Origin of the sequence: Pseudacidovorax intermedius, from assembly GCF_001476815.1 — a bacterium.
Taxonomy (GTDB): domain Bacteria; phylum Pseudomonadota; class Gammaproteobacteria; order Burkholderiales; family Burkholderiaceae_C; genus Xenophilus; species Xenophilus intermedius_A.
Window position 1 is genome coordinate 1 of record NZ_LDSL01000101.1, and the last position, 25,450, is coordinate 25,450.

General features: G+C 69.8%; 31 protein-coding genes and 3 pseudogenes. 21 read left to right on the forward strand and 13 right to left on the reverse strand.

What is annotated here, in order from left to right:
* From NS331_RS15905 to aroQ, 5 genes are all read left to right on the forward strand, one after another.
* On the forward strand, positions 1–393 hold a 393-nt coding region (locus NS331_RS15905; RefSeq protein ID WP_153012888.1), incomplete at its 5' end, for a VOC family protein.
* 28 nt (positions 394–421) lie between these two features.
* Entirely contained in the window at positions 422–901 is a 480-nt protein-coding gene (locus NS331_RS15910) for a MaoC family dehydratase (RefSeq protein ID WP_058642952.1), read from the forward strand.
* Entirely contained in the window at positions 898–2,151 is a 1,254-nt protein-coding gene (locus tag NS331_RS15915; protein ID WP_058642953.1) for a CaiB/BaiF CoA transferase family protein, read from the forward strand. The genes NS331_RS15910 and NS331_RS15915 overlap by 4 nt, the downstream gene beginning before the upstream one ends.
* Before the next feature lie 62 nt (positions 2,152–2,213).
* On the forward strand, positions 2,214–3,035 hold the full coding sequence (gene aroE, locus NS331_RS15920) for a shikimate dehydrogenase (protein ID WP_058642954.1): 822 nt from the start codon (positions 2,214–2,216) through the stop codon (positions 3,033–3,035).
* A 30-nt stretch (positions 3,036–3,065) separates the two neighbouring features.
* Positions 3,066–3,515: a type II 3-dehydroquinate dehydratase gene (gene aroQ, locus NS331_RS15925; RefSeq protein WP_058642955.1), complete on the forward strand. Its 450-nt coding sequence runs from the start codon at positions 3,066–3,068 to the stop codon at positions 3,513–3,515.
* Here aroQ and NS331_RS26755 read toward each other — a convergent pair.
* Complete coding sequence (locus tag NS331_RS26755) at positions 3,512–3,679, reverse strand: hypothetical protein (RefSeq protein WP_193758131.1); 168 nt, start codon at positions 3,677–3,679, stop codon at positions 3,512–3,514. The genes aroQ and NS331_RS26755 overlap by 4 nt on opposite strands.
* 114 nt (positions 3,680–3,793) lie before the next feature.
* Between NS331_RS26755 and NS331_RS15930 the strand changes: the two genes are divergently transcribed.
* Positions 3,794–4,207, forward strand: a complete 414-nt coding sequence (locus tag NS331_RS15930; RefSeq protein ID WP_058642956.1) for a PPC domain-containing DNA-binding protein — start codon at positions 3,794–3,796, stop codon at positions 4,205–4,207.
* A 57-nt stretch (positions 4,208–4,264) separates the two neighbouring features.
* Here NS331_RS15930 and NS331_RS15935 read toward each other — a convergent pair whose 3' ends face one another.
* Complete coding sequence (locus tag NS331_RS15935) at positions 4,265–4,651, reverse strand: hypothetical protein (RefSeq protein WP_058642957.1); 387 nt, start codon at positions 4,649–4,651, stop codon at positions 4,265–4,267.
* A gap of 218 nt (positions 4,652–4,869) precedes the next feature.
* Here NS331_RS15935 and NS331_RS15940 point away from each other — a divergent pair, with 218 nt between their 5' ends.
* The 5 genes from NS331_RS15940 to arsH all read left to right on the forward strand — a co-directional run bounded on the left by NS331_RS15940 (position 4,870) and on the right by arsH (position 8,988).
* Positions 4,870–5,763 (forward strand): helix-turn-helix domain-containing protein, encoded by an 894-nt coding sequence (locus NS331_RS15940; RefSeq protein WP_058642958.1) that lies wholly within the window; start codon positions 4,870–4,872, stop codon positions 5,761–5,763.
* Positions 5,764–6,006: 243 nt separating this feature from the next.
* A complete protein-coding gene (locus NS331_RS15945) occupies positions 6,007–6,333 on the forward strand; it encodes an ArsR/SmtB family transcription factor (protein WP_058642959.1) in 327 nt (108 codons plus the stop codon).
* A 205-nt stretch (positions 6,334–6,538) separates the two neighbouring features.
* Positions 6,539–7,825: an arsenic transporter gene (locus tag NS331_RS15950; RefSeq protein ID WP_058642960.1), complete on the forward strand. Its 1,287-nt coding sequence runs from the start codon at positions 6,539–6,541 to the stop codon at positions 7,823–7,825.
* Positions 7,826–7,853: 28 nt separating this feature from the next.
* A complete protein-coding gene (arsC, locus tag NS331_RS15955; protein WP_058642961.1) occupies positions 7,854–8,285 on the forward strand; it encodes an arsenate reductase (glutaredoxin) in 432 nt (143 codons plus the stop codon).
* Positions 8,272–8,988 carry an arsenical resistance protein ArsH gene (arsH, locus tag NS331_RS15960; protein WP_058642962.1) on the forward strand — a complete coding sequence of 239 codons (717 nt, stop codon included), beginning with the start codon at positions 8,272–8,274 and terminating at the stop codon, positions 8,986–8,988. Before arsC ends, arsH begins: the two co-directional genes overlap by 14 nt.
* A gap of 237 nt (positions 8,989–9,225) precedes the next feature.
* On the opposite strand, the gene NS331_RS15965 is transcribed toward arsH, so the two are convergent.
* From NS331_RS15965 to NS331_RS16000, 8 genes and pseudogenes are all read right to left on the reverse strand, one after another.
* The gene (locus NS331_RS15965; protein ID WP_058642963.1) at positions 9,226–10,014 is read right to left on the reverse strand and encodes a crotonase/enoyl-CoA hydratase family protein; all 789 of its coding nucleotides are present in this window, start codon (positions 10,012–10,014) and stop codon (positions 9,226–9,228) included.
* 14 nt (positions 10,015–10,028) lie between these two features.
* Positions 10,029–11,069, reverse strand: coding sequence for an acyl-CoA dehydrogenase family protein (locus NS331_RS15970; RefSeq protein WP_058642964.1), 1,041 nt, complete (start codon positions 11,067–11,069; stop codon positions 10,029–10,031).
* Between the two features lie 28 nt (positions 11,070–11,097).
* On the reverse strand, positions 11,098–12,258 hold the full coding sequence (locus NS331_RS15975; protein WP_058642965.1) for an acyl-CoA dehydrogenase family protein: 1,161 nt from the start codon (positions 12,256–12,258) through the stop codon (positions 11,098–11,100).
* A gap of 191 nt (positions 12,259–12,449) precedes the next feature.
* A pseudogene (locus NS331_RS15980) lies at positions 12,450–12,980 on the reverse strand (CaiB/BaiF CoA transferase family protein); the annotation flags it as partial.
* Positions 12,977–13,957, reverse strand: a complete 981-nt coding sequence (locus NS331_RS15985; protein WP_058642966.1) for a Bug family tripartite tricarboxylate transporter substrate binding protein — start codon at positions 13,955–13,957, stop codon at positions 12,977–12,979. The pseudogene NS331_RS15980 and the gene NS331_RS15985, both read right to left, overlap by 4 nt.
* A 29-nt stretch (positions 13,958–13,986) precedes the next feature.
* Positions 13,987–15,009 carry a tripartite tricarboxylate transporter substrate binding protein gene (locus NS331_RS15990; protein ID WP_058642967.1) on the reverse strand — a complete coding sequence of 341 codons (1,023 nt, stop codon included), beginning with the start codon at positions 15,007–15,009 and terminating at the stop codon, positions 13,987–13,989.
* A 49-nt stretch (positions 15,010–15,058) separates the two neighbouring features.
* Positions 15,059–15,562 (reverse strand): MaoC family dehydratase, encoded by a 504-nt coding sequence (locus tag NS331_RS15995; protein ID WP_058642968.1) that lies wholly within the window; start codon positions 15,560–15,562, stop codon positions 15,059–15,061.
* Positions 15,559–16,794, reverse strand: coding sequence for a CaiB/BaiF CoA transferase family protein (locus NS331_RS16000; protein WP_058642969.1), 1,236 nt, complete (start codon positions 16,792–16,794; stop codon positions 15,559–15,561). Before NS331_RS16000 ends, NS331_RS15995 begins: the two co-directional genes overlap by 4 nt.
* Before the next feature lie 98 nt (positions 16,795–16,892).
* On the opposite strand from NS331_RS16000, the gene NS331_RS16005 reads away from it, so the two are divergent.
* Entirely contained in the window at positions 16,893–17,837 is a 945-nt protein-coding gene (locus NS331_RS16005; protein ID WP_082702545.1) for a LysR family transcriptional regulator, read from the forward strand.
* Here the strand turns inward: NS331_RS16005 and NS331_RS16010 are convergent.
* The 3 genes from NS331_RS16010 to NS331_RS16020 form a co-directional block, all read right to left on the reverse strand.
* A complete protein-coding gene (locus tag NS331_RS16010; protein ID WP_058642970.1) occupies positions 17,834–18,598 on the reverse strand; it encodes a response regulator transcription factor in 765 nt (254 codons plus the stop codon). The genes NS331_RS16005 and NS331_RS16010 overlap by 4 nt on opposite strands.
* Before the next feature lie 109 nt (positions 18,599–18,707).
* Positions 18,708–19,409, reverse strand: coding sequence for a dienelactone hydrolase family protein (locus tag NS331_RS16015; protein WP_058642971.1), 702 nt, complete (start codon positions 19,407–19,409; stop codon positions 18,708–18,710).
* 15 nt (positions 19,410–19,424) lie between these two features.
* The gene (locus NS331_RS16020) at positions 19,425–20,525 is read right to left on the reverse strand and encodes an alkene reductase (protein ID WP_058642972.1); all 1,101 of its coding nucleotides are present in this window, start codon (positions 20,523–20,525) and stop codon (positions 19,425–19,427) included.
* 95 nt (positions 20,526–20,620) lie between these two features.
* Between NS331_RS16020 and NS331_RS16025 the strand changes: the two genes are divergently transcribed.
* The 9 genes and pseudogenes from NS331_RS16025 to NS331_RS25630 all read left to right on the forward strand — a co-directional run.
* Complete coding sequence (locus NS331_RS16025) at positions 20,621–21,565, forward strand: LysR family transcriptional regulator (protein ID WP_058642973.1); 945 nt, start codon at positions 20,621–20,623, stop codon at positions 21,563–21,565.
* 63 nt (positions 21,566–21,628) lie between these two features.
* Positions 21,629–22,030: an IS66-like element accessory protein TnpA gene (gene tnpA / locus NS331_RS16030; protein ID WP_058642974.1), complete on the forward strand. Its 402-nt coding sequence runs from the start codon at positions 21,629–21,631 to the stop codon at positions 22,028–22,030.
* Complete coding sequence (gene tnpB / locus NS331_RS16035) at positions 22,027–22,374, forward strand: IS66 family insertion sequence element accessory protein TnpB (RefSeq protein ID WP_058642975.1); 348 nt, start codon at positions 22,027–22,029, stop codon at positions 22,372–22,374. The genes tnpA and tnpB overlap by 4 nt, the downstream gene beginning before the upstream one ends.
* 169 nt (positions 22,375–22,543) lie before the next feature.
* Positions 22,544–22,690: pseudogene (locus NS331_RS27480) on the forward strand (IS66 family transposase); the annotation flags it as partial.
* Positions 22,674–24,016: pseudogene (gene tnpC, locus NS331_RS16040) on the forward strand (IS66 family transposase); the annotation flags it as partial. The pseudogenes NS331_RS27480 and tnpC, both read left to right, overlap by 17 nt.
* Before the next feature lie 2 nt (positions 24,017–24,018).
* Entirely contained in the window at positions 24,019–24,144 is a 126-nt protein-coding gene (locus NS331_RS27375) for a hypothetical protein (protein WP_275936470.1), read from the forward strand.
* Positions 24,145–24,173: 29 nt separating this feature from the next.
* The gene (locus NS331_RS16045; RefSeq protein WP_242873776.1) at positions 24,174–24,524 is read left to right on the forward strand and encodes a hypothetical protein; all 351 of its coding nucleotides are present in this window, start codon (positions 24,174–24,176) and stop codon (positions 24,522–24,524) included.
* A 231-nt stretch (positions 24,525–24,755) separates the two neighbouring features.
* Positions 24,756–25,205 carry a phosphotransferase-like protein gene (locus NS331_RS16050; protein WP_206597340.1) on the forward strand — a complete coding sequence of 150 codons (450 nt, stop codon included), beginning with the start codon at positions 24,756–24,758 and terminating at the stop codon, positions 25,203–25,205.
* Between the two features lie 97 nt (positions 25,206–25,302).
* Positions 25,303–25,450, forward strand: a 148-nt coding sequence (locus NS331_RS25630) for a leucine zipper domain-containing protein (protein WP_242873777.1), incomplete at its 3' end; no start/stop codon positions are given.

The following is a 25,450-nucleotide window of genomic DNA, read 5'->3' on the forward strand; positions in this document are numbered from 1 at the left end:
CCGCCCACCCGCGCCTATGTCGAACACGTCGCCATCCGCGTGCGCGACATCCACTGGCACATCCGCTTCTTCTACGAAGTGCTGGGCATGGACGTGCGCGAGATCGACGGCCCCACCGACGACCCGCGCCAGTACTGGACGCTCGGCGGCATGCAGCTGATGGCCACGCCCGGCTTCGAGGCCCCGCCCAGCAACGACGCCGGCTGGCTGGCCCACCTGGGCGTGATGGTGGACGACCTGGAAGCCGCCCTGGCCGCCGCCGAGCCATTCGGCGTCAAAGCCCTGCCGCAGGGCCGCAACTGGCTGCAGCTGCCCGACGGCCTGGCCGTCGAGCTGATCCAGGCCGCGCCCGGCAGCGTGGCCCAGGCCCTGGCCGTGAAGCCGCGCGGCTGATCCTTTTCGATTCCGGAGACGAACACCCATGAAGCTGACCCCGCCCCCGCAGCACTTCGAGACGCCCGAGAGGTACTGGGACGACGCCCGCGAGGGCGACACCTGCACCAGCCCCGAGTACGAGGTGACCGAGGCGCGCATCAACGCCTATGCCGAGCTGACCGGCGACTACACGCCGGTGCACATCGACGAGGACTACGCCAAGACCACGCCCTTCGGCACCCGCGTGGCGCACGGCCTGTTCGGCCTGTCCATCGCCGACGGCCTGAAGACGCGCAGCGAATACCGCTTCCTGCCCGGCATGTCGCTGGGCTGGACCTGGGACTTCCTCCTGCCCATCAAGATCGACGACCGGCTGCACGTGCGCTTCACCGTCACCGGCCTGCGCGCCTCGAAGAGCCGGCCGGGCTGGGGCATCGTGATCCTGCCCTCCGAGCTGGTCAACCAGCATGGCGAGGTCGTGCAGAAGGGCGAGCATCGCCTGATGATTCCGCGGAGGCCGGCATGAGCGCGGAGGCCAACAACACCCAGCCGCTGCCCCTGGCCGGCATCCGCGTCATCGACTATTCGCACTTCCTGGCCGGGCCGTATGTGGGCCGCTGCCTGGCGGGCCTGGGCGCCGAGGTCATCAAGGTGGAGCGGCCCGGCAGCGGCGACGCCGGCCGGCACCATGCCTTCTTCGTGGGCGAGGACGATGCGTACTCCGGCTACTTCCTGCAGCTCAACATGGGCAAGCAGGGCCTGTCGGTCAACACCAAGGACCCGCGCGGCAAGGCGCTGATGCAGAAGCTGGTGGACGGCGCCGACGTGTTCATCGAGAACTACCGCCCCGGCGCGCTCGACAAGCTGGGCCTGGGCTATGCCGAGCTGAGCCAGCGCAACCCGGGCCTGGTGTACTGCTCCATCTCCGCCTACGGCCACACCGGCCCCGATGCGCACCGTGCCGGCTTCGGCCTGATCGCCGAGGCCAAGAGCGGCATCATGCAGATGGTCGGCACGCCGGGCGAGGCGCCGCCGGTGCTGCGCATCTCGCTGGGCGACATGTACACCGGCATCCATGCCGTGGCCGCCATCAATGCCGCGCTGCTGGGCCGCACCCGCACCGGCCGTGGCCAGCACATCGACATGGCGCTGTACGACACGCTGGTCTCCATGCACGAATACGCGGTGCAGTGCTACACCCTGTCGGGCGGCCAGGTGCTGCCCGAGCAGACGGGGCACGACATGCCCACCTCCACGCTCTACGGCGTGTTCCGCGCGGCCGATGGCGACCTGGTGATCGCCGCGCAGGTGGACGACGCCTGGAAGCGCTTCGCGGCGCTGGTCGAGGCCCACGGCGGCCCGGCGGGCTTCGGTGCGGATGCACGCTTCCATACCTCGACCGGCCGCAATGCGAACCGGCTGGAGATCCTCGCAGTGGTCAAGCCCTGGGTGGCGTCGCGCCGCGTCGCCGACGTGCTGGCGCTGCTGGACGGCATCGACGTGCCCTGCGCCAAGGTGCAGCGCATCGACGAGGTGCTGGCCGATCCGCAGATCCAGGCTAGAGGGATGGTGGTGGAGCAGGAGCATCCGGTGCTCGGCAAGATCCGCCTGCCCAACCTGCCCTTCAAGTTCTCGGACTGCGACACCACCATCCGCCAGGTCGCGCCCGACCTCGGTCAGCACAACGCCGAGATCGCGGCGGCACTGGGCTACAGCACCGAGGAAATCGCCCAGATGCAGGCCGACGGCGTGCTCTATACCAAGGAGATGAACTGATGAGCGCACGCACGGCCGTTCCGAAGGGCGCTCGCACCGCAGGCGAAGCCGGAGGTATTTCTATGCACGACCAATACGCCGTCATCGGCAACCCCATCGGCCACACCAAGTCGCCGCTGATCCACGGCATGTTCGCCGAAGCCACCGGGCAGGACATCGTCTACACCGCCATCGAAGGCCGTCCTGGCCAGTTCGCCGAGGACGCCGCGGCCTTCCGTGCCGCCGGGGGCCGCGGCATGAACGTGACGGCGCCCTTCAAGCTCGACGCCTTCGCCTTCGCCACCGAGCGTTCACCGCGCGCGAGCCTGGCCGGCGCGGTCAACGCGCTGAAGTTCGACGGTGAGCGCGTGCTGGCCGAGAACTTCGACGGCGTGGGCCTGACGCGCGACGTGGTCGAGAACCAGGGCTGTGCCATGCGCGGCAAGCGCGTGCTGATCCTGGGCGCGGGCGGCGCGACGCGTGGCGCACTGCTGCCCTTTCTGGAGCAGCAGCCGTCGGAGCTGGTCATTGCCAACCGCACTGTCGACAAGGCTGTTGCCCTCGCCACCGAACTGCGCAGCCACGGCCCGGTGCGCGGCTGCGGCTATCACGACCTGGACGGCCAGCGCTTCGACCTCGTCTTCAACGCCACCTCGGCCAGCCTGCGCGGCGAACTGCCGCCTGTGCCGGCCACCGTGTTCACCGCCGACGGGCTGGCCTACGAGCTGGCCTACGGCAAGGGCCTGACGCCCTTCCTGCGCATGGCGCAGCAGACCGGCGTGAAGCGCCTGGCCGATGGCGTCGGCATGCTGGTCGAGCAGGCCGCCGAGGCCTTCGACTGGTGGCGCGGTGTGCGGCCGGAAACGTCAGCGGTCATCGCCAAACTGACCGTGCCGCTGCGCTGAGCGCGGCCTCTTACCCAGGGAGACAGGACCATGAAGTTCCTCATGCTGCACGGCATCAACCACAACATGTTCGGCAAGCGCGATCCGAAGCAGTACGGCACGATCACGCTGGCGCAGATCGACGGCGAGCTGCAGGCATTGGCGGGCGAACTGGGCGTGCAGGTCGAGTCCTTCCAGACCAACCACGAAGGCGCGATGGTCGAGCGCATCCACCAGGCCTACTTCGATGGCGTGGACGGCGTGATGCTCAATGCCGGCGCCTGGACGCACTACAGCTACGGCATCCGCGATGCGCTGGCCATCCTGACCTGCCCCATCGTGGAGTTGCACATGTCCAACATCCATGCGCGCGAGGCCTTCCGGCATCACTCGGTGTTCGCGGACATCGTTCAGGGGCAGATCGCCGGCTTCGGCGTGGACAGCTACCTGCTCGCGCTGCGCACGGCGATCACGCACGCGCGCGGACGCCAGGGCGCCTAGGTCGCGGCGAACACGGCAGCCACGGCGGCTCCCACGCCACACAGGCCGCCGAGGCTGCCCATCAGGGCGACGTCGCGTTTCTCCACGCCCTGGCGCCGGGCCTGCCAGGCCACGAAGGCGAGCGTGAGGGCGAAGATGCCGAGGAAGAGCGTCAGGGTGTCCATGGTGGGCGGGTGAAGAAAGGTGGATCGGCGCGGCGCCGGCAGAAGCGCCTGGCCGAGGGTTGCTCCGCCAAGGCTTCCTTGCCGGCAGCGCCCCATCGCAGGCACCATGGCGCCATGAGTTTCACCCCCATGCGCCTGTCCCCCGGCGTCGACCTGCGCCGCACGCTGGAACAGCACGCCGCCGACCGCGCCGACGGCCCTGCCCTCTTCGTCGTGGCCGGCATCGGCAGCCTGGATGGCGCCGTGCTGCGCCTGGCCGCCGCCGAGCAGGCGACGCGCTGGACCGGCCCCTTCGAAATCCTCAGCCTTTCGGGCTCGCTGTCATCCCAGGGCGCGCATCTGCACATGAGCGTGGCCGACGCGCAGGGGCGCGTGTGGGGCGGTCATGTAGGTTATGGAAATGCAGTGAGAACGACGGTGGAGCTGGTGGTCGCAGAGATGGCGGGATGGCGGCTGGGGCGGGAGGTCGATGGGCAGACCGGGTATCTGGAACTGACGATCAGCGCGCAAGGGCGGACAGCCGGCTGACTGAGACACCATTCGAAGTCGAGGTCGTCCTGGAGCCAAAGCGGTCATATCGGCAACCTACGCCACTTTCCTGCCGATCAGCCACAGCTCTGCCACGAGACCGGCCGCCAGCAGCACCGAGGCCACAACATCGGCAACCACCACCCTTGCGATGGCCGGGTTGTATCCGCCGACGGCCGTCGCAACCGCGATGAAGCTGGCTGCACTGAAGAGCCCCACTGTCAGTGCGGTGACGCGCAGCCAAGGCAGCGCGACTGCACAGAGCATCAGCACACCCAGCACGCCGAACATCAGCGCCCGGTGCTGCAGCAGGATGGCCGTGTTCGAATTGTTCACCTCGATAGCGTAGAGCCGTGTCACCGTGCTCACCCCCATCACTCCGGGGACGGGCAGCAGGTGAATGATGCCTGCGATGAGCAGAGCGACGATGGAGACGTATTTCATGGCTTTCCTTTGGGTTTCTACGCCGACCGCGGATCCGACGGTTGCATCGCGGACTCACGTCCCTGCCGCCTCGGATTCTCAGCAGCATGCGGCCGCCAACAGCATCACTGCAGCGACGACCTCCAGACGGCCCGCACCTCGCTACGGTCCGCTGGCGTGAGTTCTAAGATTCCGAACTGGGCCGTCATGACGCCGTGCTTGGCGCTTGCGCCGATGCCATGACGGTGAAGCCGGCGATTGCGATGAAGATTGGAAGGTTTTGCATGCCTTGCGAACAGAATGAAGTCGATGTCGGCATCGTGTCGGAGCAGCTCGCTTCGAGCTTTCAAGATTCGCCTGTCTTTCCGCGCATCTGGACGGGTCCGGCGCGTGCGCTGTACGTCGGCCCGGGGCTCAACCTGTCTCCGCACCTGAACGTGGCGACCACGATCGCGGTGTCTCTGCGGCAGCCCTTCGAGTTGCAGACCTGGGTGAAGTCAGCGGGTTGGTCGCCGTGGCGCTCGGAAGTCATCAGCGTCATCCCCTCGGAGACGCTTCATCACCTGAAAAGCATTGGGCCGATGGCCTTGCTTTACCTGGATCCGCTCACCGACCGGCGGCACCCGCTTTCCAACGCGTTGCTGATGCGCGGCCGCGAGCGGCTGAAGCTGGCTGCAACGCAGATCGGACTCGACGAGGCCTTCGCCGCCTTTGGGCTGAGGCCTCATGGCCCGCGGGATATGCGCATCGCCCGGGTTGTGCGAGAGATAGAACGCAGGCCGAGTGCGTTCGGCCGTTTGCAAGACGCTGCCGCGCTGGCCTGCCTGTCACCGTCGCGCTTCCGGGCGCGCTTCGACGCGGAGCTTGGCCTGCCGTTTCGCCGCTATCGTCTGTGGCGACGCATGGCCGTCGTGATGCGCACCATCGCCGACGGCGGCAGCTTGACCGAAGCCGCCTACGCCGCCGGGTTTGCGAATTCAGCGCACCTCAGCAGCACGTTCAAACGCATGTTCGGCCTTACCGCAAGTGACCTGCTGGCCCTGGGCGTGACAATCGACGTGTCAGAAGACAACGTTTTGTCTGAGTGCGAGCATGCCAGCCGACACGAGGTCGAGACCACGCGAGTTGCTTGAGCAGGCCGCGCAGTGCCGAGTCATGGGAGAAGCTTGAGTCGGTTGTCGCCTCTTCGAGGCACTGCTGGTGCTGTCAGCGGCAGAGTCTTTCAGGGACGAATTCGCGAGGCCTCACGACCGGATGGAGACAACTTGGTCAGCGAGGCGGTAGCCTCCTTCGGGCCCAAATCGGTCTTTCGCTCGGAAGGTTGGATTGCTGGGAGCTGTCACTCAACGATTCAATAATCGTTGTATAGTTTATTTATGCAAGAAGCCGACGCTGTCCGATCTCTCGCCGCCTTGGCACAAGTCCTGCGCCTGCGCCTGTTCCGTGCGTTGGTCGTCGCCGGGCCCGAGGGCCTGACCCCAAGTGCACTGGCCGACCACTTGGACGTAGCCGGCAACACGCTGTCGTTCCATCTCAAGGAGCTGACGCATGCCGGCCTGGTGACGCAGGAGCGGCAGGGCCGCAACCTCATCTATCGCGCCTCGTTCACCATGATGAACGAACTTATGGAATACCTCAGCGAGAACTGCTGTGGGGGCGAGGTGTGCTCAACCACCGGCGCGGCAGCTTCCTGCCGTTGCTGACCAACCCTTGACGATGACCATGAGCAACACCGTGCGCCCCTTGAACGTCCTGTTTCTCTGCACCCACAACTCGGCCCGCAGCATCCTGGACAAGCTGTCGCTCCAGCAGTCCGCACGCGACCTGGCCAAGTGCTGATCGCGCGCGGCTGACCTCGCCTGCGGCCCTGCCGGGCCGCATCCCCCGTTTCCTTGAACGGCCTCCGCCATGCTTGTGGCTATCCTGATTTTTCTCTTCACGCTGGTGCTGGTCATCTGGCAACCGCGAGGCCTGGGCATCGGCTGGAGCGCATCGCTGGGAGCGGTGGTGGCTCTGGTCTTCGGTGTGGTGCACCTGACCGACATCGCCGTGGTGTGGGGCATCGTCTGGAACGCGACCGCCACGTTCGTGGCCGTCATCATCATCAGCCTGCTGCTGGACGAAGCCGGCTTCTTCGAGTGGGCCGCGCTGCACGTGGCGCGCTGGGGCGGCGGCAACGGCCGCCGGCTGTTCGCCTTCATCGTGCTGCTGGGCGCAGCGGTGGCGGCTTTGTTCGCCAACGATGGCGCCGCGCTGATCCTCACGCCCATCGTCATGGCGATGCTGGCCGCGCTGGGGCTCTCGCCGGCGGCAACCCTGGCGTTCGTCATGGCGGCCGGGTTCATCGCCGACACCGCCAGCCTGCCGCTGATCGTGTCCAACCTCGTCAACATCGTGTCGGCCGACTTCTTCGATATCGGCTTCAACCAGTATGCGGCTGTGATGGTGCCGGTCAACATCGCCGCCGTGCTGGCCAGCCTGCTGGTCCTGCTGCTGTACTTCGGCCGGCGTGTGCCGGCGCGCTACGACCTGGCCCAGCTCAAGATGCCTGCCCAAGCCGTCCGCGACCCGGCCACGTTCCGAGCCGGCTGGGTGGTACTGATCCTGCTGCTGGTCGGCTTCTTCGGTCTGGAGCCGCTGGGCGTGCCGGTCAGCGCGGTCGCAGCCGTGGCCGCCGTGGTGCTGCTGGCCGTTGCGGCCAGGGGCCACGTCATCAGCACACGAAAGGTGTTGCATGGCGCGCCCTGGCAGATCGTTGTCTTCTCGCTGGGTATGTATCTGGTGGTCTACGGTCTGCGCAACGCCGGGCTGACCGACCGCGTCGCCGCGCTGCTCGATGTGTTCGCGCAGGGCGGCATTTGGGGCGCGGCCATCGGCACGGGCATGCTCACGGCCCTCCTGTCCTCGGTCATGAACAACATGCCCACGGTGCTCATCGGGGCGCTGTCCATCGACGCCTCGCAGGCCAGCGGCCTGGTCAAAGAGGCCATGGTCTACGCCAACGTCATCGGCTGCGACCTCGGCCCCAAGATCACGCCGATCGGCAGTCTGGCCACGCTGCTATGGCTGCACGTACTCCAGAAGAAAGGGACCACCATCGCCTGGGGCTACTACTTCCGCGTGGGCATCGTGCTCACGCTGCCCGTGCTGCTGGTGACGCTGGCGGCCCTGGCACTGCGCTTGAGCCTGGCTTGACCGCGCCGACCGTCCACAAGGAACCACCATGAGCGACGTCACGATCTATCACAACCCTGCCTGCGGCACCTCGCGCAACGTGCTGGCGATGATCCGCAACAGCGGTGAAGAACCCCAGGTCATCGAGTACCTGAAGACGCCGCCCGACCGTGCAACGCTGGAACGGCTGATCATCGCCATGGGCATCACTCCGCGCGAACTGCTGCGCAAGAAGGGCACGCCCTACGAAGCACTCAGCCTGGACAGCACCTTGTGGACCGATGCGCAGTTGATCGACTTCATGGTGCAGGAGCCCGTCCTCATCAACCGGCCCATCGTCATCACGCCGCTGGGCACGCGGCTGTGCCGGCCTTCGGAGGCCGTGCTGGACCTGCTGCCGCAGCCGCAGCAAGGTGCGTTCACCAAGGAAGACGGCGAGGCGGTCATTGACGACAAGGGAGCGCGCATTGCAAAGCCCTGAGCTGCCCAACATCGACGCCAACCACTTCCGCGGGCCCGACCTGGCGCGGCTGCTGCCGGCCGAGCGCGCGACACACCCGCCGCGCATACTGCTGCTCTACGGTTCGGTGCGTGAGCGATCCTACAGCCGGCTGCTGACCGAGGAAGCGGCTCGGTTGCTGCAGGCCATGGGCGCTGAGCCGCGCATCTTCGATCCGCGAGGCCTGCCGCAGCCCGATGGCGCGCCCGAGGACCATCCCAAGGTGCAGGAATTGCGCGACCTGGCGGAGTGGTCCGAGGGCATGGTGTGGTGCTCGCCCGAGCGCCATGGGGCCATGACCGGCATCATGAAGTCGCAGATCGACTGGATTCCGCTGTCAATCGGATCGGTGCGGCCCACGCAGGGCAAGACACTGGCCGTCATGGAGGTGTCCGGCGGCTCGCAGTCCTTCAACGCGGTGAACCAACTGCGCGTGCTCGGCCGCTGGATGCGCATGCTGACCATCCCGAACCAGTCGTCCGTGGCCAAGGCCTTCGCCGAGTTCGCCGAAGATGGCCGCATGAAGCCATCGCCGTATTACGAGCGCGTGGTGGACGTGATGGAGGAATTGGTGAAGTTCACGCTGCTGACGCGCGACTGCGCGAGCTACTTGGTGGACCGCTACAGCGAGCGGCGCGAGAGCGCTGAGGCGCTGTCCAAGCGGGTCAACCTTCGCAGCATCTGACGCCAAAACTGCTGTTCGAAAGCGGACGCCCGCAATCGACCGCTGATGGCCGGGAGCGGCCAATGGCGAGCGTAGCCCCGAGGCGGCAATCGCTGCAATCAGGAATTAGCCGCAACTCAAGCCCTAGTCTCGGGCTTTGCACCTCCGTTCATTCCGCATCAGAAGCTGGCGCCTGAATTCGCGACGCCTGCCCTCTGCCTCCTCGGCGGACCTTCCGTCCCGTAGCACCAAAAGCCCTCACCCAAACCGCGCCGCCCGCTTCTCCACAAACGCCATCACTGCCTCCCGATGGTCCGCGGTCTTGTGCGCGATGGCCTGGTAGCCGGCGGACATCTCCAGCAGCGATTCCAGCGAGGCCTGCTGCCCTTCGCGCAGCAGCCGCTTGGTCATTCGCATCACGGCGCCGGGGTTGGCGGCGATGCGCTGGGCCAGGGCGCGGGCGGTGTCGAGCAGCGCCTCGGGCGCGACCACACGGCTGACCAGGCCGCAGGCCAGGGCTTCGCGGGCGTCGATGGGGTCGCCGGTGAAGGCCATTTCCGCGGCCTTGGCCATGCCGACGGCGCGCGGCAGCAGCCAGGCGCCGCCGTCGCCGGGCACGATGCCCACGCGCACGAAGCTCTCCGCGAAGGTGGCTGTCTCGCTGGCGATGCGGATGTCGCACATGCAGGCCAGGTCCAGCCCGGCGCCGATGGCCGGGCCATTGATGGCGCAGATGACGGGCACGTCCAGGTGGTAGAGCGCGCGCGGGATGCGCTGGATGCCCTGGCGGTATTCCTCGCGGATGCGGTCGGGCGTGAGCGCATCGTCGAAGAAGCGCTGCATGTCCTTGACGTTGCCGCCGGAGCTGAACACCCGACCGGCGCCGGTCAGGATCACGGCCTTGACGCTGGCGTCGGCGCGGATGGCGTCGCAGGCCTGGACGAATTCGTCGACGGCGGTGTTGCCGGTCAGGGCGTTGCGGGTCTGGGGCTGGTCCATCGTCAGGACGACGATGGCGCCTTCGCGGATGTGGGTGAGGAAGGTCATGGCGGCAGGGGCGTTCAGGCAGGTTGGGCGGCGGGTTGGTCGGTGAGGGTGCGCAGCCAGTCGAGCGTGGCGCGTCCCTCGGCGGCACCGTCGCCATCGACCAGCGCGGCACCGGCCACGCCCCACCAGTAGGACTCGGCACCGCCGCACTGGCGCCAGGCGTGCAGCCGGCGGGTGTGCAACTGCAGGTCGAATTCGGCGGTGAAGCCGATGGCGCCGTGGATGGCATGGCCGGCCTCGGCCACCGCCAGTGCGGCCTGGCTGCAGCGGGCCTTGGCGACGGCCACGCGCAGCCGGTCGGGCCAGGGGCCGGTCGCGGCGCAGCCCAGTTGCGCGGCCATGCGGGCGGCAAAGACCTGTTCGCTCATCACGGCCAGCTGGTGCTGGATCGCCTGGAACTTGCCGATGGGGCGGCCGAACTGCTGGCGCTCGTTGGCATGCGCCAGCGTGCGCGTGAAGACGGTCATGAGTCCACCAGCCAGGTGCGCCGCGGCCTGGGTGGCGAGCAGCGTGCGCGCATCGGCGCTGGCCGGCGCATCGACGGCCAGCGGTGGGGCGACTGCCAATGCGTCGGCCGGCCAATGCAGTCCGGCGTCGAGGCCTAAGGCGGCGTCGGTCAGCGTGGCGGTGCGGGTGGGCAGCAGGCGCCAGCCATCGGGCGCCTGCACCAGCACCTGAGCGGCGGTGCGGGCCAGGGCCACGCTCGCACAGCGCAGGCCGCCTTCGCCATCGGGCAAGGCCTCGGCCAGGGCGATGGGGCCGGCGGGCCACGCATGGCCTGCCCAGGCCAGCAGCGCACGCGCCAGCATGGTCGTGCCCAGGGGCAGCGGCAGCGCATGCGCGCCGGCCGCGGCCCACAGGCCGAAGACCTCGGGCAGTGCCAGTCCGGCGCCGCCCTGCGCTTCGGGCACCAGGGCATCGGCAAAGCCGGCGTCGTCCAGCGCCTGCCAGAGCGCGATGGCATCGCCGCCGGCCTCGATGGCGCGCACGGCGTCGGGGGTGCAGTGGTCGCGCAGCAGTGCCTCGGCCGCGTCGGTCAACAGGTCGTCGTGCATGGGTCTGGTCCTTGTCGATGGGCGCCGCTCAGCGCAGGCCCAGGCCGCGGGCGATCATGCCGCGCAGGATGTCGCGGGTGCCGCCACGCAGCGAATACGAAGGCGCCACCTCGGTCACGTAGCGCAGGGTGCGCAGCAGCTCGGCCGGCGCATCCACCGTGTTACGACTGAAGATGTCGTCGGCGATGGCGGCGGGAATGAACTGCTCCAGCGTCGTGCCCAGCTCCTTGACGAGTGCGGCTTCGACGATGGGGCTCTGGCCGCGCACCAGCCGGTCCTGAACGGCGACCGACATGGCACGCAGCGGCGCCAGCTCCGTGAGAATGCGTCCGGCCAGGCGCAGCGCGGCCTCGCTGCGGCCCTGCGGCGTGCGCACCCAGGCCAGCCATTCGTCGAAGAGCACGATGCTGGAGAACAGGCGCTCGGGCCCGCTGCGCTCGAAAGCCAGTTCGGCCGTCACCTGTTCCCAGCCCTGCCCTTCGCGGCCGATGAGCGCATCGGCCGGCAGCTGCACGTCGTCGAAGAAGACTTCGCAGAAATGCCGGTCGCCCGACAGGTCGGTGATGGGCCGCACGGTCACACCGGGCAGGCTCAGGTCCACGATGACCTGCGACAGGCCCTGGTGACGGCCGGTGGCCTCGCCCGAGGTGCGCACCAGCGCGATCATGTACTGGCAGTGGTGGGCGTTAGTGGTCCAGATCTTCTGGCCGTTGAGCACGAAGCCGCCGCCTTGCTTCGGCACGGCGCGGGTGCGCACGCTGGCCAGGTCGGAGCCGGCGCCCGGCTCGCTCATGCCGATGCAGAAGAAGGCCTCGCCGCGGCAGATGCGCGGCAGGTAGAAGCGCTTCTGCGCCTCGGTGCCGTATTTGAGGATGAGCGGGCCGCTCTGGCGGTCGGCGATCCAGTGCGAGCCCACGGGCGCGCCGCAGGCCAGGAACTCCTCCACCAGCACATAGCGGGCGAATGCCGTGCGTCCGCCGCCGCCGTATTCGCGCGGCAGGGTGATGCCGATCCAGCCGCGCTGGCCCAGCGCGCGGCTGAGCTCGGTGCTGTAGCCGCCCCAGGAGCGCGCCCGCACATGTGGCGGCAGGCCGGCGACGGCCTCGGCCAGGAAGGCGCGCACCTCGGCACGCAGGGCCTCGTCCTCGGCCGGGATGGCGGTGGGTGCGAGGGAATCGAGCACGCTCATGCCAGGACTCCTTGATCGAACAGTTGTTGAATGGCTTCGGCCGGCAGGCCCAGGTCGTCGGTCAGCACTTCGCGGGTGTGCTGGCCCAGCTGGGGCGGCGCAGCGCGGTAGCTGACCGGGGTGTCCGACAGCCGGATGGGGCTGGCGACCATCGGCACCGGGCCGGCCTGCGGATGCGGCATGGTCATGGCCGGTCCGCCGCCGGGTGCGTCGTCGGGCTGGCCCGTCACGCTCATGAGGCCACCCATGCCCTGGATCAGGAAGTCGTAGCCGGCCCGATGCGCATATGGCCCGGTGTGGCCGAAGCCGGTGATGGAGCAGTAGACGAGGCGCGGGTTGATCGCCAGCAGGCTGTCCGCGTCCAGCCCATAGGCGGCCAGGCCGCCCGTCTTGAAGTTCTCGATCAGCACGTCGCTGCGCTGCGCCAGTTCGCGCACCAGCGCCTGCCCCGCGGGCTGGGTGATGTCGATCGCGACCGAGCGTTTGTTGCGGTTGGCGCACTGGTAGTAGGCCGACTCGCCGGTGGGCTGGCCAGCGGCGTTAGTGACGAAGGGCGGACCCCAGGCGCGCGTGTCGTCGCCCGTGCCGGGCCGCTCCACCTTGACCACGTCCGCGCCCAGGTCGCCCAGCGTCTGGCTGGCCCAGGGGCCGGCCAGCACGCGGGACAGGTCCAGCACGCGGATGTGGCCGAGCGCGCCGGCCGGCGTGGCGGCCATGGTCATTGCAGCGGCACCTTCGCCTGCTCGACGATGCGCTTCCACAGCGCGATCTCCTTCTGCTGGAAATCGCGCATCTGCGCCGGGCCACCGGTCATGGGCGTGGCGCCCAGGCGCTCGTAGAACGCGCGGGTCTCGTCCATGCGCGACACGGCGGTGAACAGCTCGGCCAGGCGCGCCGTCTCTGCCGCAGGCGTGCGTGCCGCCACCATGGCGCCCACCCAGGTGTAGGCCTCGAAGCCGGGCAGGCCGGCCTCGGCCGCGGTGGGCACCTCGGGCGCCACGGCGACGCGGCGGTCGGCGGCCACCGCCAGCACCTTCACGCGGCCGCCGCGTGCCAGTTCCTGCACGGCCGTGACTTCGGCGAAGGTGTAGTCCACCTGGCCGCCCGCCACGGCCGTGATCGCTTCGGCCGCACTCTTGAAGGGCACGTGCACGGTCTGCACCTTGGCCACGTCGTTGAGCAGCTCGCCCATGAGCTGGTAGCCCGCCGAGCCGGCACCGAAGTTGATGCGCCCCGGCTCGGCGCGGGCCTTGGCCAGCAGTCCCTGCAGGTCCGCATAGGGCGCGGCGGGCCCGACGGCGAGCATGGCGGGCGAGCGCATCATCATCGTCAGCGGCGAGAAGTCGGCCACCGGGTCATAGGGCAACTGGCGGAACAGCGCGGCATTGACGGCCAGCGTGGAATTGCTGCCGATGAACACGGTGTAGCCGTCCGGTGGCGCCGCCAGCACCTGGCGCACGGCCAGGAAGCCGTTGGCGCCCGGCTTGTTCTCGACCACGACGGGCTGGCCGGTGAGCGCCTGCAACTGCCGCGCGAAGTAGCGCGCCGAGGTGTCGGTGCCGCTGCCGGGTCCGAAGGGCACGACGAAGCGCAGGGGCCGTGAGGGAAAAGCGGGCTGCGCCTGCGCGTTGGCGCTGGCGGTCGCGAGCGCAGCGGCTGCGGCGCCAGCGGCCAGCAGGGTTCTACGGGTCAGGGTCATGGTGCGTGTCTCCTCGACGGGTATCCCGTTCACTCGAGCGTGACGCCGGTGGCCTTGACCACGCCGGCCCAGCGCGCCAGTTCCTTGCGGATGTAGGCGCCGTATTCCTCGGGCGTGGAGCCCAGCGGCTCGGTGCCCTGCTGCGCCAGGCGCTCGCGCACGTCGGGGCTGCGCAGCGCTTTCATGATCTCGGCATTCAGCCGCTGAACGACGGCCGGCGGCGTCGCAGCGGGCACCATCAGGCCCTGCCAGGCACCGGCCTCGAAGCCGGGCATGACCGTCTCGTCCAGCGTGGGCACGTCCGGGAAGAGCGACATGCGCTTGGCGGTGGTCACGGCCAGCAGCTTCATGCGCTTGTCGCGCACGAAGGCCATGACGGAGTTGACCGTGTCGGTCATGAACTGGATCTGGCCGCCGGCCAGGTCCACGTCGGCCGGCGCGCTGCCCTTGTAGGGCACGTGCGTGGCCTCGATGCCCAGGGCCCGCACGAACTGGTAGGCCGCCAGGTGCGTGACGTTGCCGTTGCCCGCCGAGCCGTACGACAGCTTGCCGGGATTGGCCTTGGCGTAGGCCACGAACTCGCGCACGTTGCTGGCCGGCACGGCGGGGTTGACCACCAGCGCCAGCGGCACCACGGCCGTGAGCGCCACCGGCGCCAGGTCGCGCTGCACGTCGTAGGGCATGCTCTTGTAGAGCGCGGGGCTCAGCGCGACCGACGAGGTGTTGTAGAGCACCGTGTAGCCGTCGGGCGCGGCCTTGGCCACATAGGCCGAGCCGATGTTGCCGTTGGCGCCCGGCTTGTTGTCCACCATCACCGGCTGGCCCATCTGCTCCGACAGCTTCTGGGCCAGCACGCGGGCGATCAGGTCGGTGGGGCCGCCGGGCGGAAAGGGCACCACCATCGTGATGGCCTTGGCGGGGTAGGCATTGGGCGCGGCCGGCTGGGCCTGGGCGGGCAGGCAGGCGAGGACGCCGGCCAAGGCGGCGGCCAAGGTCAGCGCGGTGCGTCGCCGGTCGATGCCGGGCGGGCGGCGGTTCTGGGGGGCTTGCATGGGTTGTCTCCGTCGTTGTTCGAAAGGGAAGGCAGCGCGTCGCGCGGGCTCAGTCGCGGCCGGCGAGCAGCCGCGTGGCGGTGTAGGTCATCACCATCGCGCCGCGCTGGTTGTGCACGTCGATGCGCGAGGTGACCACCGCGCGGCCGTGGCGCGAGGTCGGGTGGATGGCCGTGACCTCGACCAGCGCCTCGATGGTGTCGCCCACCTGCACGGGCGCCAGGATCTTCTGGTGCAGCTCCAGCATGGCCAGGCCCGTGCCCTGGATCATGGTCTGCAGGATGAAGCCCTCGATCAGGGTGTAGGTGAGTGCACCCGGCACGGGCCGTCCCGGCATCGCGGCGCCTTCGTAGCCGTCCTCGATGAAGATGGCTTCGAGCATGCCGGTGACGCCGATGAACTGCACCAGGTCCGTCTCGGTGATGGTGCGGCGGAAGGTGCGCATGCGCTGGCCGACGTGCAGGTCCTGCCAGACGAAGCCCTGGCCCAGGCGGGGCAGGCTGCGGTCGATGCCGGTGGCGGTGGTGGCGGGCGACGTGGTGGTGGCGGTCATGGCGTGGTCGGTGTCGGGGTGGTCGTGGCGGCGGCGTTGTTGTGCCTGCGGGGCGCGGCCGATGGCTGCGGCGTCATCACCGCGTCGATCTGCGCCGGGCTGCAGCCGGCCTCGGCCAGCAGTTCGCGCGTGTGGGCGCCCAGCCGAGGCGGCATGGCTACGGCGGGGCGCTGGCCGTCGAAGCGCACCGGCACGCCGGGAAAGCGCAGCGTGCCCATGGCCTCGTCCTCCAACTGCTCGAAGAAGCGGGTCTGCGCCAGGTGTGGGTCCTGGGGCAGGCTGTCGAGCCGGGCCACCGGCGCGGCCGGGATCTCCAGCCGCGCGCAGACCGCCAGCCAGTGGGCGGTGTCGTGCCGCCGCGTGAAGCCGCAGGCCAGTTCCAGCAGCTCCGCAATGTGCGCGGTGCGCGCCGCGATGTCGGCGAAGCGCGGGTCGCCGGCCAGCTCCGGTGCACCCACCTCGGCGAAGAAGCGCTGCCAGTGCTGGTCGGTGTACGGCATCATGGCCACGAAGCCGTCGGCCGTCGGGCAGGGCCGGCGCCACGGGGCCAGCACGCGCGGATAGCCGGCGGGCCCGAGCGGCGGCTCGAAGTGCTGGCCGTACAGGTGTTCGACCAGGTTGAAGCCCACCATGGACTCGAACATCGGAATCTCCACGAAGGCGCCCTGCCCCGTGCGCTCGCGCTGCATCAGCGCGGCCAGGATGGCGTGGGCCGCCACGTGGGCGCAGGTCTTGTCGGCAGCGATGGTGGGCAGGTAGCGCATCTCGCCGCCCTGGCGTTCCATCAGGTCGGCCAGGCCCGACATGCCCTGGATCACGTCGTCGTAGGCGGGGCGGCCGGCGTAGGGGCCGGGCAGAAAGCCCAGCAGGCTGGCGTACACCAGCCGGGGGTGACGGGCGCGCAGTTCATCCGGCGCAATGCCCAGGCCGGCCAGCTTCTGCGGCCGCATGCTGTGCATGAACACGTCGGCCGTGGCCACGAGCGCCTGCAGCGCCTCGCGCGCCTCGGGCCGCTTCAGGTCCAGCACCACGCTCTTCTTGCTGCGGTTGGCGCCCAGGAACATGGCGGCCATGCCGGGCTCCACCGCCGGCCCGGTATGGCGCGTGGAATCGCCTTCGGGCCCTTCCACCTTGATCACCTCGGCGCCGTAGTCGGCCAGCACCTGGCTGGCCAGCGGCCCGAAGATCACGGTGGACAGGTCCAGCACGCGCAGGCCCTGCAAAGGCGTCATCGCGATGTCTCCGTCGTTGTCGTTGGCGCCGATTCTTCGGTGCGGGGCCGGCGCTGTCTAATATCGGATTCCAGCCCTGTGATAGCACCGAGGTATCAATGGACCCCCGACAGCTGCGCCAGTTCGTGGCGCTGGCCAGCACCCTCAACTACCGCCGCGCGGCCGAGCAGCTGCACATGTCGCAGCCGCCGCTGTCGGCGTCGATCCGCCGGCTGGAGGCGCAGCTGGGCGTGCAGCTCTTCGAGCGCACGCGGCGCGGCACCGCACTCACGGCGGCCGGCCAGGCAGCGCTGGACGACGCGCAGCGCGCCCTCTTCCACGCCGAACAGTTCGGCCGCGTGGCCACGGCCGCCGCGCGCGGCGAGGCCGGTCAGTTGCGCGTGGGCTTCGTCGGCTCGGCCACCTATGCGCTCATGCCGCAGCTGATGCCGGTGTTCCGCAGCCGCTATCCGGACGTGCACCTGGTGCTGGCCGAATCCACCACGCGGCAGTTGCTGGACGACGTGGAGCAGGGCCACGTGGATGCGGGCCTGCTGCGCTTTCCGGTGGCGCGCGCGACGACGGCCCGCATCCAGCCGGTGGAGCGCGACCATTTCGTGGCCGCCCTGCCCGCCCAGCATCCGCTGGCGCGGCGCACGCGGCTCACGCTCGCGGCGCTGCAGGACGAGGCCTTCGTGCTCTACTCGGCCAGTGCCGTGCCCGGCCTGCATGCCATGGCACTGCAGGCCTGCCAGCAGGCCGGCTTCATGCCGCGCGTGCAGCAGGAGGCGGTGCAGGTGCAGACGGTGGTGAGCCTGGTCGAAAGCGGACTGGGCGTGGCGCTGGTGCCCTCCGTGGCCGCGCGGCATGCGAACCGTGCGGTGGTGTTCCGGCGGCTGCATGGGCCGGGGGCGGCGGTGGAGATCGGCATCGCGCTGGCCTGGCGCGCCGAGCAGGAGACGCCGGCGGCGCGGCGCTTTCGGGAATGCCTGTTGTCGCTGGCGGGTGCCGAGCCGCCAGCACCAGCGCAGCGTGGGCGGCGGGCGCCGGCCGCGCCCGGTTAGGAAGGTCGGGACGCGCACCGCTCCCGTGTCATGGCTTCCGGCGCCGACGCCTGCGTGGCCGACAGCCGGTAGCCCCGGCAATAGATCGACTGCAGCAGCAGGCCGCGCGAGCCGTCCAGCGGCAGCTTGCGGCGCAGGCGGTAGATGTGCGTGTCTAGCGTGCGGGAATCCAGGCTCATGGTCGGCAGGGTGGCCGAGGCGATGAGGTGGTGGCGCGGCACGACCTGCCCCAGGTTGTGCATCAGCCTGGACAGCAGGCGGAATTCGGTGTCCGTCAGCGCGACCTCCAGCGGCAGGCCGCGACCGCCCAGGCACACGCGGGTGGTGTCCGGCCGCAGCGTCCAGTCGCCCAGTTGCAGCGCGGGCGATGCAGGCCGGACCACCAGCCGCGTCAGGCGCCAGCGCAGTTCGGCCGGGGAAGCAGGCTGGGCGGCATAGTCCTGGGCACCCAGGCGCAGGGCGCGCGACAACTCGGCTTCGGGCAGGTCGCGCGGCAGCAGCACCAGGACCGGCGCGCGCCCCGTGCCGTCGGGTCCGGCCACGCCTGGCAGTTCGCCGCCCAGGTCGACCAGGGTGCGCCAGTCTGCGACGACGGCATCGGCCGTCTGGGCCCCAGCGGGCCCCTCGGCTGGCGGACAGCCCGGCGCAGGATGCAGGCCGGCCACCACGGTGCGGGTGTCCTGCCCAGGCAGCGGCAGTTGCAGGGCCTGGCGCAGAAAGGCCAGTTGCTCGGGATCACGGTCGATCAAGACGATGTGCATGTGGATGTCCTTGGCTGGGCACCGGCCACGTGGCCGTTCGTGCGCGCCTGGTGTGTTGGCGCGTGCCTGTTCTTTGACTCCCTGCGAAACCCTCGTCGGTACCGACGCTTCACCGCATCACTGCCAGGCCGCTCAAGGTCTGTGCCCATGCATCGGCGTCCGCCTCGGCGTCGTGCTGCATGCGCGGGTCGCCGAAGCCGCCGGCGTCCGCATTGGTGAAGCTGTGCCGGGCCTGGCCGTACATCACCAGCCGCCACCGCGCCTGGGCGTCCAGCATCTCCTGCTGGAAGGCGGCCACGTCGGCGAGCGGGACCAGCGGGTCCAGCGCGCCCGTGAACACCATGAGCGGCATGCGCACGCCGCCGCGCGGCGCCGGCACGCGGGTGGCCAGAAGCCCGTGGTAGCTCGTGACCAGGCCCGCCTCGGCGCCCGAGCGGGCGAATTCCAGCGCCGCCATGCCGCCGAAGCAGTAGCCGAGGACGGCCACCTGCGCCGGTGCCGCGCCGCAGGCCCGGCACAGGTGCGCCAGGCTTTCGGCCACGCGCTGGCGCAGTAGCAGGGGGTCGTGCTGGAAGGCGGCCACTGCGGCATGCGATTCGTCGCGGTCGAGAGCGCGGCCCGCGCGGTGCAGGTCGGGCGCGAAGACCGTGTAACCGAGTGCCGCCAGCGCAGCGCCGCGCCGGCGCACGTTGCTCGTGATGCCTGGCGCCTCGTGCAGCACCAGCACCGCGCGGCCGTTGGCCGGGCCCGTGGGCTGCCAGAGAACGCCGGGAACGTCTGCACTTCGGGGCGCGGGGGTGGTCGAGGTCATGGTCGGCACGCTCCCTCAGGTGGCGGCGGGATAGTCGGTGTAGCCCTGGCTGCCCTGGGTGAACCAGGTGGCCGGGTCCGATTCCGCCAGAGGCAGCCCGCGCGCCACGCGTTGCGGCAGGTCGGGGTTGGCGATGAAGGCGCGGCCGAAGGCGATGGCATCGCCGGTGCCGGCCGCGAGCGCGGCCTCGGCCCGCGGGATGTCGTAGTCGGCATTCAGGATCACCGGCCCGTCGAAGGCGTGGCGCAGCTGCGGCGCCAGCGGCGGCATGTCGCCGACGCCGAAGGTGCCGTCCATGGGCGGCTCGCGCAGCTCCAGGTGCCCCAGGCCCATGCCCGAGAGCATGGCCAGCACCTCCAGGTACAGCGGCAGCGGGTCGCTGTCGCGCACGCCCTGGCTCTCGCCGTTGGGCGACAGGCGCACGCCGGTGCGGTCGGCGCCCACGACCCCGGCCACGGCCTGCGTCACTTCGCGCAGCAGCCGCATGCGGTTGGTCCGGCTGCCGCCGTAGCCGTCCTGCCGCGCATTGCTGCTGTCGCGCAGGAACTGGTCGATCAGGTAGCCGTTGGCGGCATGGATCTGCACGCCGTCGAAACCCGCCTCCATGGCGTTGAGGGCGGCTTGCCGGAAGTCTGTGAGCAGCGCCGGGATCTCGTCGGCGCGCAGCGGCCGGGCGACCTCATAGGGCTGCTTGCCGGCATAGGTGTGGGCGTGGCCGGGCGCTGCGCTGGCCGAGGCCGACACCGGTAGCGCGCCGCCGTTGAAGCTGGAGTGCACCGTGCGGCCCATGTGCCACAGCTGGGCCACGATGCGGCCGCCGGCCTGGTGCACCGCATGGGTGACGGGCCGCCAGGCACGCACCTGCTGCGCCGACCACAGGCCCGGCGCATAGGGCCAGCCCAGGCCCTGCTGGCTGATGCCGATGGCCTCGCAGACGATCAGGCCGGCCCCCGCGCGCTGGGCGTAGTAGGTCGCCATGTCGGGCGTGGGCACATGGCCCTCGGTGGCGCGGCCGCGGGTCATGGGCGCCATCACGATGCGGTTGGCGGCCTGGATGGCGCCGAAGCGCACGGGCGTGAGCAGCGGGGAAACGGGGCTGGAGGCGGAAGCGGTCATGGCAGCAAAACAGTCCTGTGAAAACGATGGGGGGGACTGTAGAAAAGAGATCTTCTGGCGAAAATACCGCCCGCCATCACTACTTTCCTTCCAGCATGGAATCAATCGGCGTGCAGAGCCTGCCCAGCCTCATCGCCTTCGCGCGGGTGGCGGCCCAGGGCAGCTACGTGGGGGCGGCGCGCACCCTGTCGGTGTCGCCATCGGCCGTGAGCAAGATCGTGCAGCGGCTGGAGGCGCGGCTGCAGTTGCGCCTGTTCACCCGCACCACCCGTTCGCTGACGCTCACGCCCGAGGGCCGCGAGCTCTACGAGCGGGTGCAGCGCCTGCTGCACGAGCTGCAGCACATCGAGCAGTTTGCGGCCGCACGGCTGGCCGAGCCTGCCGGCGTGCTCAAGGTGGCCGCCTCGCTGCCGGTGGGCACGCACATCATCGGGCCGCTGTTACCGGCGCTGCGGGAGCAGTACCCGCAGCTGCGCATCGACCTGCGGCTGTCCGACCGCCTGATCGACCTGGTGGAAGAAGGCATCGACGTGGCGGTGCGCGTGGGCGATCCCAAGGATTCCACGCTGGTGGGCCGCCGCCTGGCGCCCAACCGGCTGTGCACCTACGCCGCGCCCGCCTACTTGGCGCGGCACGGGACGCCGCGCAGCCCGGACGACCTGGCGGCGCACACGCTGGTCAACTTCCGCTACCAGAGCAGCGGCTATCCGTTGCGCTGGCTGTTCCAGCAGGGCAGCCAGCGCTGGGACTTCGTGCCCGACGCCGCCATCGTGGCCGACATGAGCGACGCCGTGCTCGCCGTGCTGGTGGCCGGTGGCGGCATCGGCACCCTGGCCACCTACATCGCGGCCGAGGCGGTCGCCCGCGGCGAGCTGGTGCCGGTGCTGGCCGATTACGCCTGCGACAACACGGTGCTCACTGCGGTGTGGCCGCGCAGCCGGCAGAACAATCCGGGCGTCAAGGTGTTCGTGCAGGCGGTGGTGGAGCGGCTGGGCGAGGCCGGGACGACGGCGCCGCCTGCCGCTACAGGCGCAGGGTGAGGCCTAAGCGTCCTCTCACGACCGCCTTGAAGTGCATGCAGCAACGCAGCAGCATGCGTGCACATGCAAGACAGCGGACACATCCCGATCTGGCCCGGTAAGCGGATCGAGAGCACCAACGCACGGGGCCGTCATCGCTACCACGCAGCCTTCAAGGCTTGGATCGTCGAGCAGGCGCGGCAGCCAGGCATGTCGCTGGCGGGCCTGGCCATGCGCAACCAGATCAACGCGAACCAGTTGCGCCGCTGGGTCGTCGTGCTGCAAAGACCAGGCTGCGCCGAGCCCTCTGCGGTGATGCTGCCAGTCACGCTCGCCGCAGCGCCGCTGCCTGCGGCCGCCACCACCGCATCACCACGGGCCTGCATCGAACTGTCCATCGCCGATGTCACGATGCGAGTGCACGCGGGTGCGGACACCCAGACCCTGCGGGCTGTGCTCGAAGCGCTGAGAGGTGACCTGCGGTGATCGGCCTTCCCGCCAATACGCGCGTGTGGCTGGCCGCCGGCCACACCGACATGCGCAAGGGCTTCGACGGCCTGGCCGCCCAGGTGCAGGGCACGCTGGCGGCCAACCCTTTCGGCGGACACGTCTTCGTCTTCCGGGGCCGCCGCGGCGACATCGTCAAGCTGCTGTGGTTCGACGGCCAGGGCCTGCTGCTGCTGGCCAAGCGCCTGGAACGTGGACGCTTCGTGTGGCCAAGCGCGACGCACGGACGGGTCGTGCTGACGGCGGCGCAACTGTCGATGCTGCTGGAGGGTATCGACTGGCGCATGCCCGCCAGAACGCACACGCCCTCATTGGCAGCCTGAGCCCTGGGCCGAGGGCTCGCGTGCGCACGCGGGCACGCGTGGCGCGTGACGCAGCGCCGAACCTCGGGCACATTACGGCCCGTGCCCAGCCCCAGCGCCCATCCCGAACGACTGCCCGACGACCCGCAGTGGCTCAAGGCTCAAGGGCGAGGTCAAGCGATTGCAGCTGATGGTGCAGAAGCTGACGCTGCAGCTGGCACGCCAGCAGCGCGCGCGATTCGGCACGAGCAGCGAACGCTACGCCGATGGCCAGGCGAGCCTGATCGAGGCAGAGTTCGCGCAGGCAGAGCGCCCTGCGGCCCCCTCGTCGAAGCCGGCATCCGCCGCCGCCAATCAGGGCCTGGACCGCAGCCTGCCCGCCCATCTGCCGCACGAGCAACTGCTGCTGCGCCCGCCGGCAAGCGAAGCGCACCACGACGCGCAAGGCCGCCCATGCGGCTGCGCTGCCTGCGGAGGGCGACTGCGGGCATTGGGCCATGACGTCTCGCATCACCTGGAGTACGTGCCCGGGCGCTTCAAGGTCATCCGCACCGTGCGCGAGAAGCAGGTGTGCACGGCCTGCGAGGCGATCTGGCAGGCCCCCGCCCCCAGCCGTCCGATCCCCCGGGGCCTGGCCGGCGCGGGCCTGCTGTCGCACGTGATGGTCAGCAAGTATTGCGACCACCTGCCGCTGCACCGTCTCAGCCGCATCTTTGCCCGCGAGGGTGTGCCCATCGAGCGTGCCACGATGGCCGGCTGGATCGAGCAGGTCCACGCGCTGCTCGAGCCGTTGGTCGCCACGCTGGGGCGCAACGTGCTGCAAGGCGCGAAGGTGCACGCCGACGACACCTCGGTGAAGGTGCTCGCGCCAGGGCGCGGCAAGACCCTCACCGGGCGGCTATGGGTGTATGTGCGCGACGACCGGCCCAGTGCCGGCACCGCGGCGCCGGCGGCGTGGTTTCGCGACAGCCCCGACCGCAAGGGCGAGCACCCACGCGCGCACCTGCACGGCTTCGGCGGCATCCTGCAGGCCGACGCCTATGCCGGCTGGGGCGGCCTGTACGAGCAGGGCGTGATCGAGGCGGCCTGCTGGGCCCATGCGCGGCGCCCGTGGTGGGATCTGTACGAGCAGCACCGCGACGATGACGGCCTGGCGGCGCAGGCGCTGCGGCGCATCCGGGCGCTGTACGCCATCGAGGCGGACATCCGAGGGCGGCCGCCGGACGTGCGCCGCGCCCAGCGCCGGGCGCGGGCTACCCCCCTGCTGCAGGCGTTTCATGCGTGGCTGCACGACGTACTGGCGCAGGTCTCGGCCAAGTCGGAATTGGCCAGCGCCGCACGCTACAGCCTGGCGCGCTGGCCTGCCTTGACGCGCTACGTCGACGACGGGCGCATCGAGATCGACAACTCGGCGGCCGAGCGTGCCATCCGGGGCGTTGCACTGGGGCGCAACAACTACCTGTTCATGGGCTCGCACGAAGGCGGGCACCGCGCTGCCAGCCTGTACAGCCTGATGGAGACGGCCAAGCTCAATGGGCTGGATCCGCAGGCCTGGCTGCGCGAGGTGCTCGCGCGCATCGCCGATCACCCGATCAACCGCATCGAGGAGCTGCTGCCCTGGAACATGGCCGCGCAACCCTGTGCCCAGAGAGAGGCGGCCTGAACGTGGCCGGCGTGGACTCGCGCCTGCTGGAGGTGCTCGGGCGCGCCAGCAGCCTGGAGCTGCTGCAACTCAAGGGCGTGATCAGCGGATGCTGGCCGATCCGAAGCGCAGTGCGCCCATCCGCCTGAACCTGCATCTGGGGCAGGCGGTGCGGTTCATGGATTGGCGGGACGGCCGGATGTGCTCGGGCACGGTGCTGGCCATGAAGGAGACGCAGGCCACGATCCAGGAAGAGGGCACGCGCATCGCCTGGTCCGTGCCCTACACGGCCATCGAGCCGCCGGCGCATGCGGCCCGGGCTGCAGCCGCACTCGAGCCGCCGGCTGCGCCCCAGCCAGGGCGCAACGACTTGCGCTGCGGCGAGAAGGTGGCCTTCGAGGACAAGTACCTCAACACCGTCGTGGGGACCATCGTGCGTATCAACCAGCGCACCGCCAGCATCGACCCCGGCGATGGCACTACGTGGCGCGTCGGCTTCCCGCTGCTGCGCCATGTCGTGGATATCTGACCGCCATAGCCCTGCCCAGAGGGCCTTGGGGATACGCTTACGGTGAGGCCGAGCACGCGCGGGCCGCAGCGCGCCAGCCGCGCTGTGCCGATGCTGGCACGCCGTGCGTCCCTACATCGCCCCGATGGCTGCACCCCGGATCATCCTGCTCAATGGCGCCGGAAGTGCAGGCAATAGCGCACTGGCCGGGTCCTTCAGGCTGCGCTGGCCTCACCCTTTCTGCATGTCCAGATGGACGCGTTCATCGACATGCTGCCGCCGCGCTACTTGGACGATGCGGCGGGCTTCTTCTTTCGCACTGCCCAAGATGACGGCCGGCCCCTCACGTCCATCGACAGCGGCCTGGTCGCATGGCGCGCCATGCGGGGCATGCGCCATGCCGTCGCGGCGCTGGCCGCGCAGGGCAACGAGTTGATCGTCGACGAGGTGCTGGTGGGTGACGACAAGGCCGACTATGTCCGCCTGCTCGCGACCTTCGACCTGCGCTTGGTTGGCGTGCACTGCCCGCTGCCGGTGCTGGAGCAGCGCGAACAGGCGCGCGGCGACCGACGCCTGGGGTTGGCGCGCTGGCAGTTCGACAAGGTCCATGCCGGCATGGACCACGACGTGGTGGTGGACACCAGTGCCGGGTCGCCGAAAGAGTGCGCCCAGGCCGTGATGCAGGCGCTGGGGCTGCGCTGAGAACTGTGCCTAGTTGTCGTGTCTCAATAGGTTGTTCACCCGGAAGGGTCTGGGAGACTGGAGTTACCACGCTTCAGTCACCAGAGGGATCTTCCGAGTGAACAGCCATAAGAATGCCAGATTGACCTTCGAAGGACGCAAATTGCTTGTCCAGCGCATCGCCGCCCTGGGGCTGATGCCCGCAGCCGAGGCTGCGGGCATCAGCCCGCGCACCGCACGCAAGTTGCTCCAGCGCTTCGAGCAGC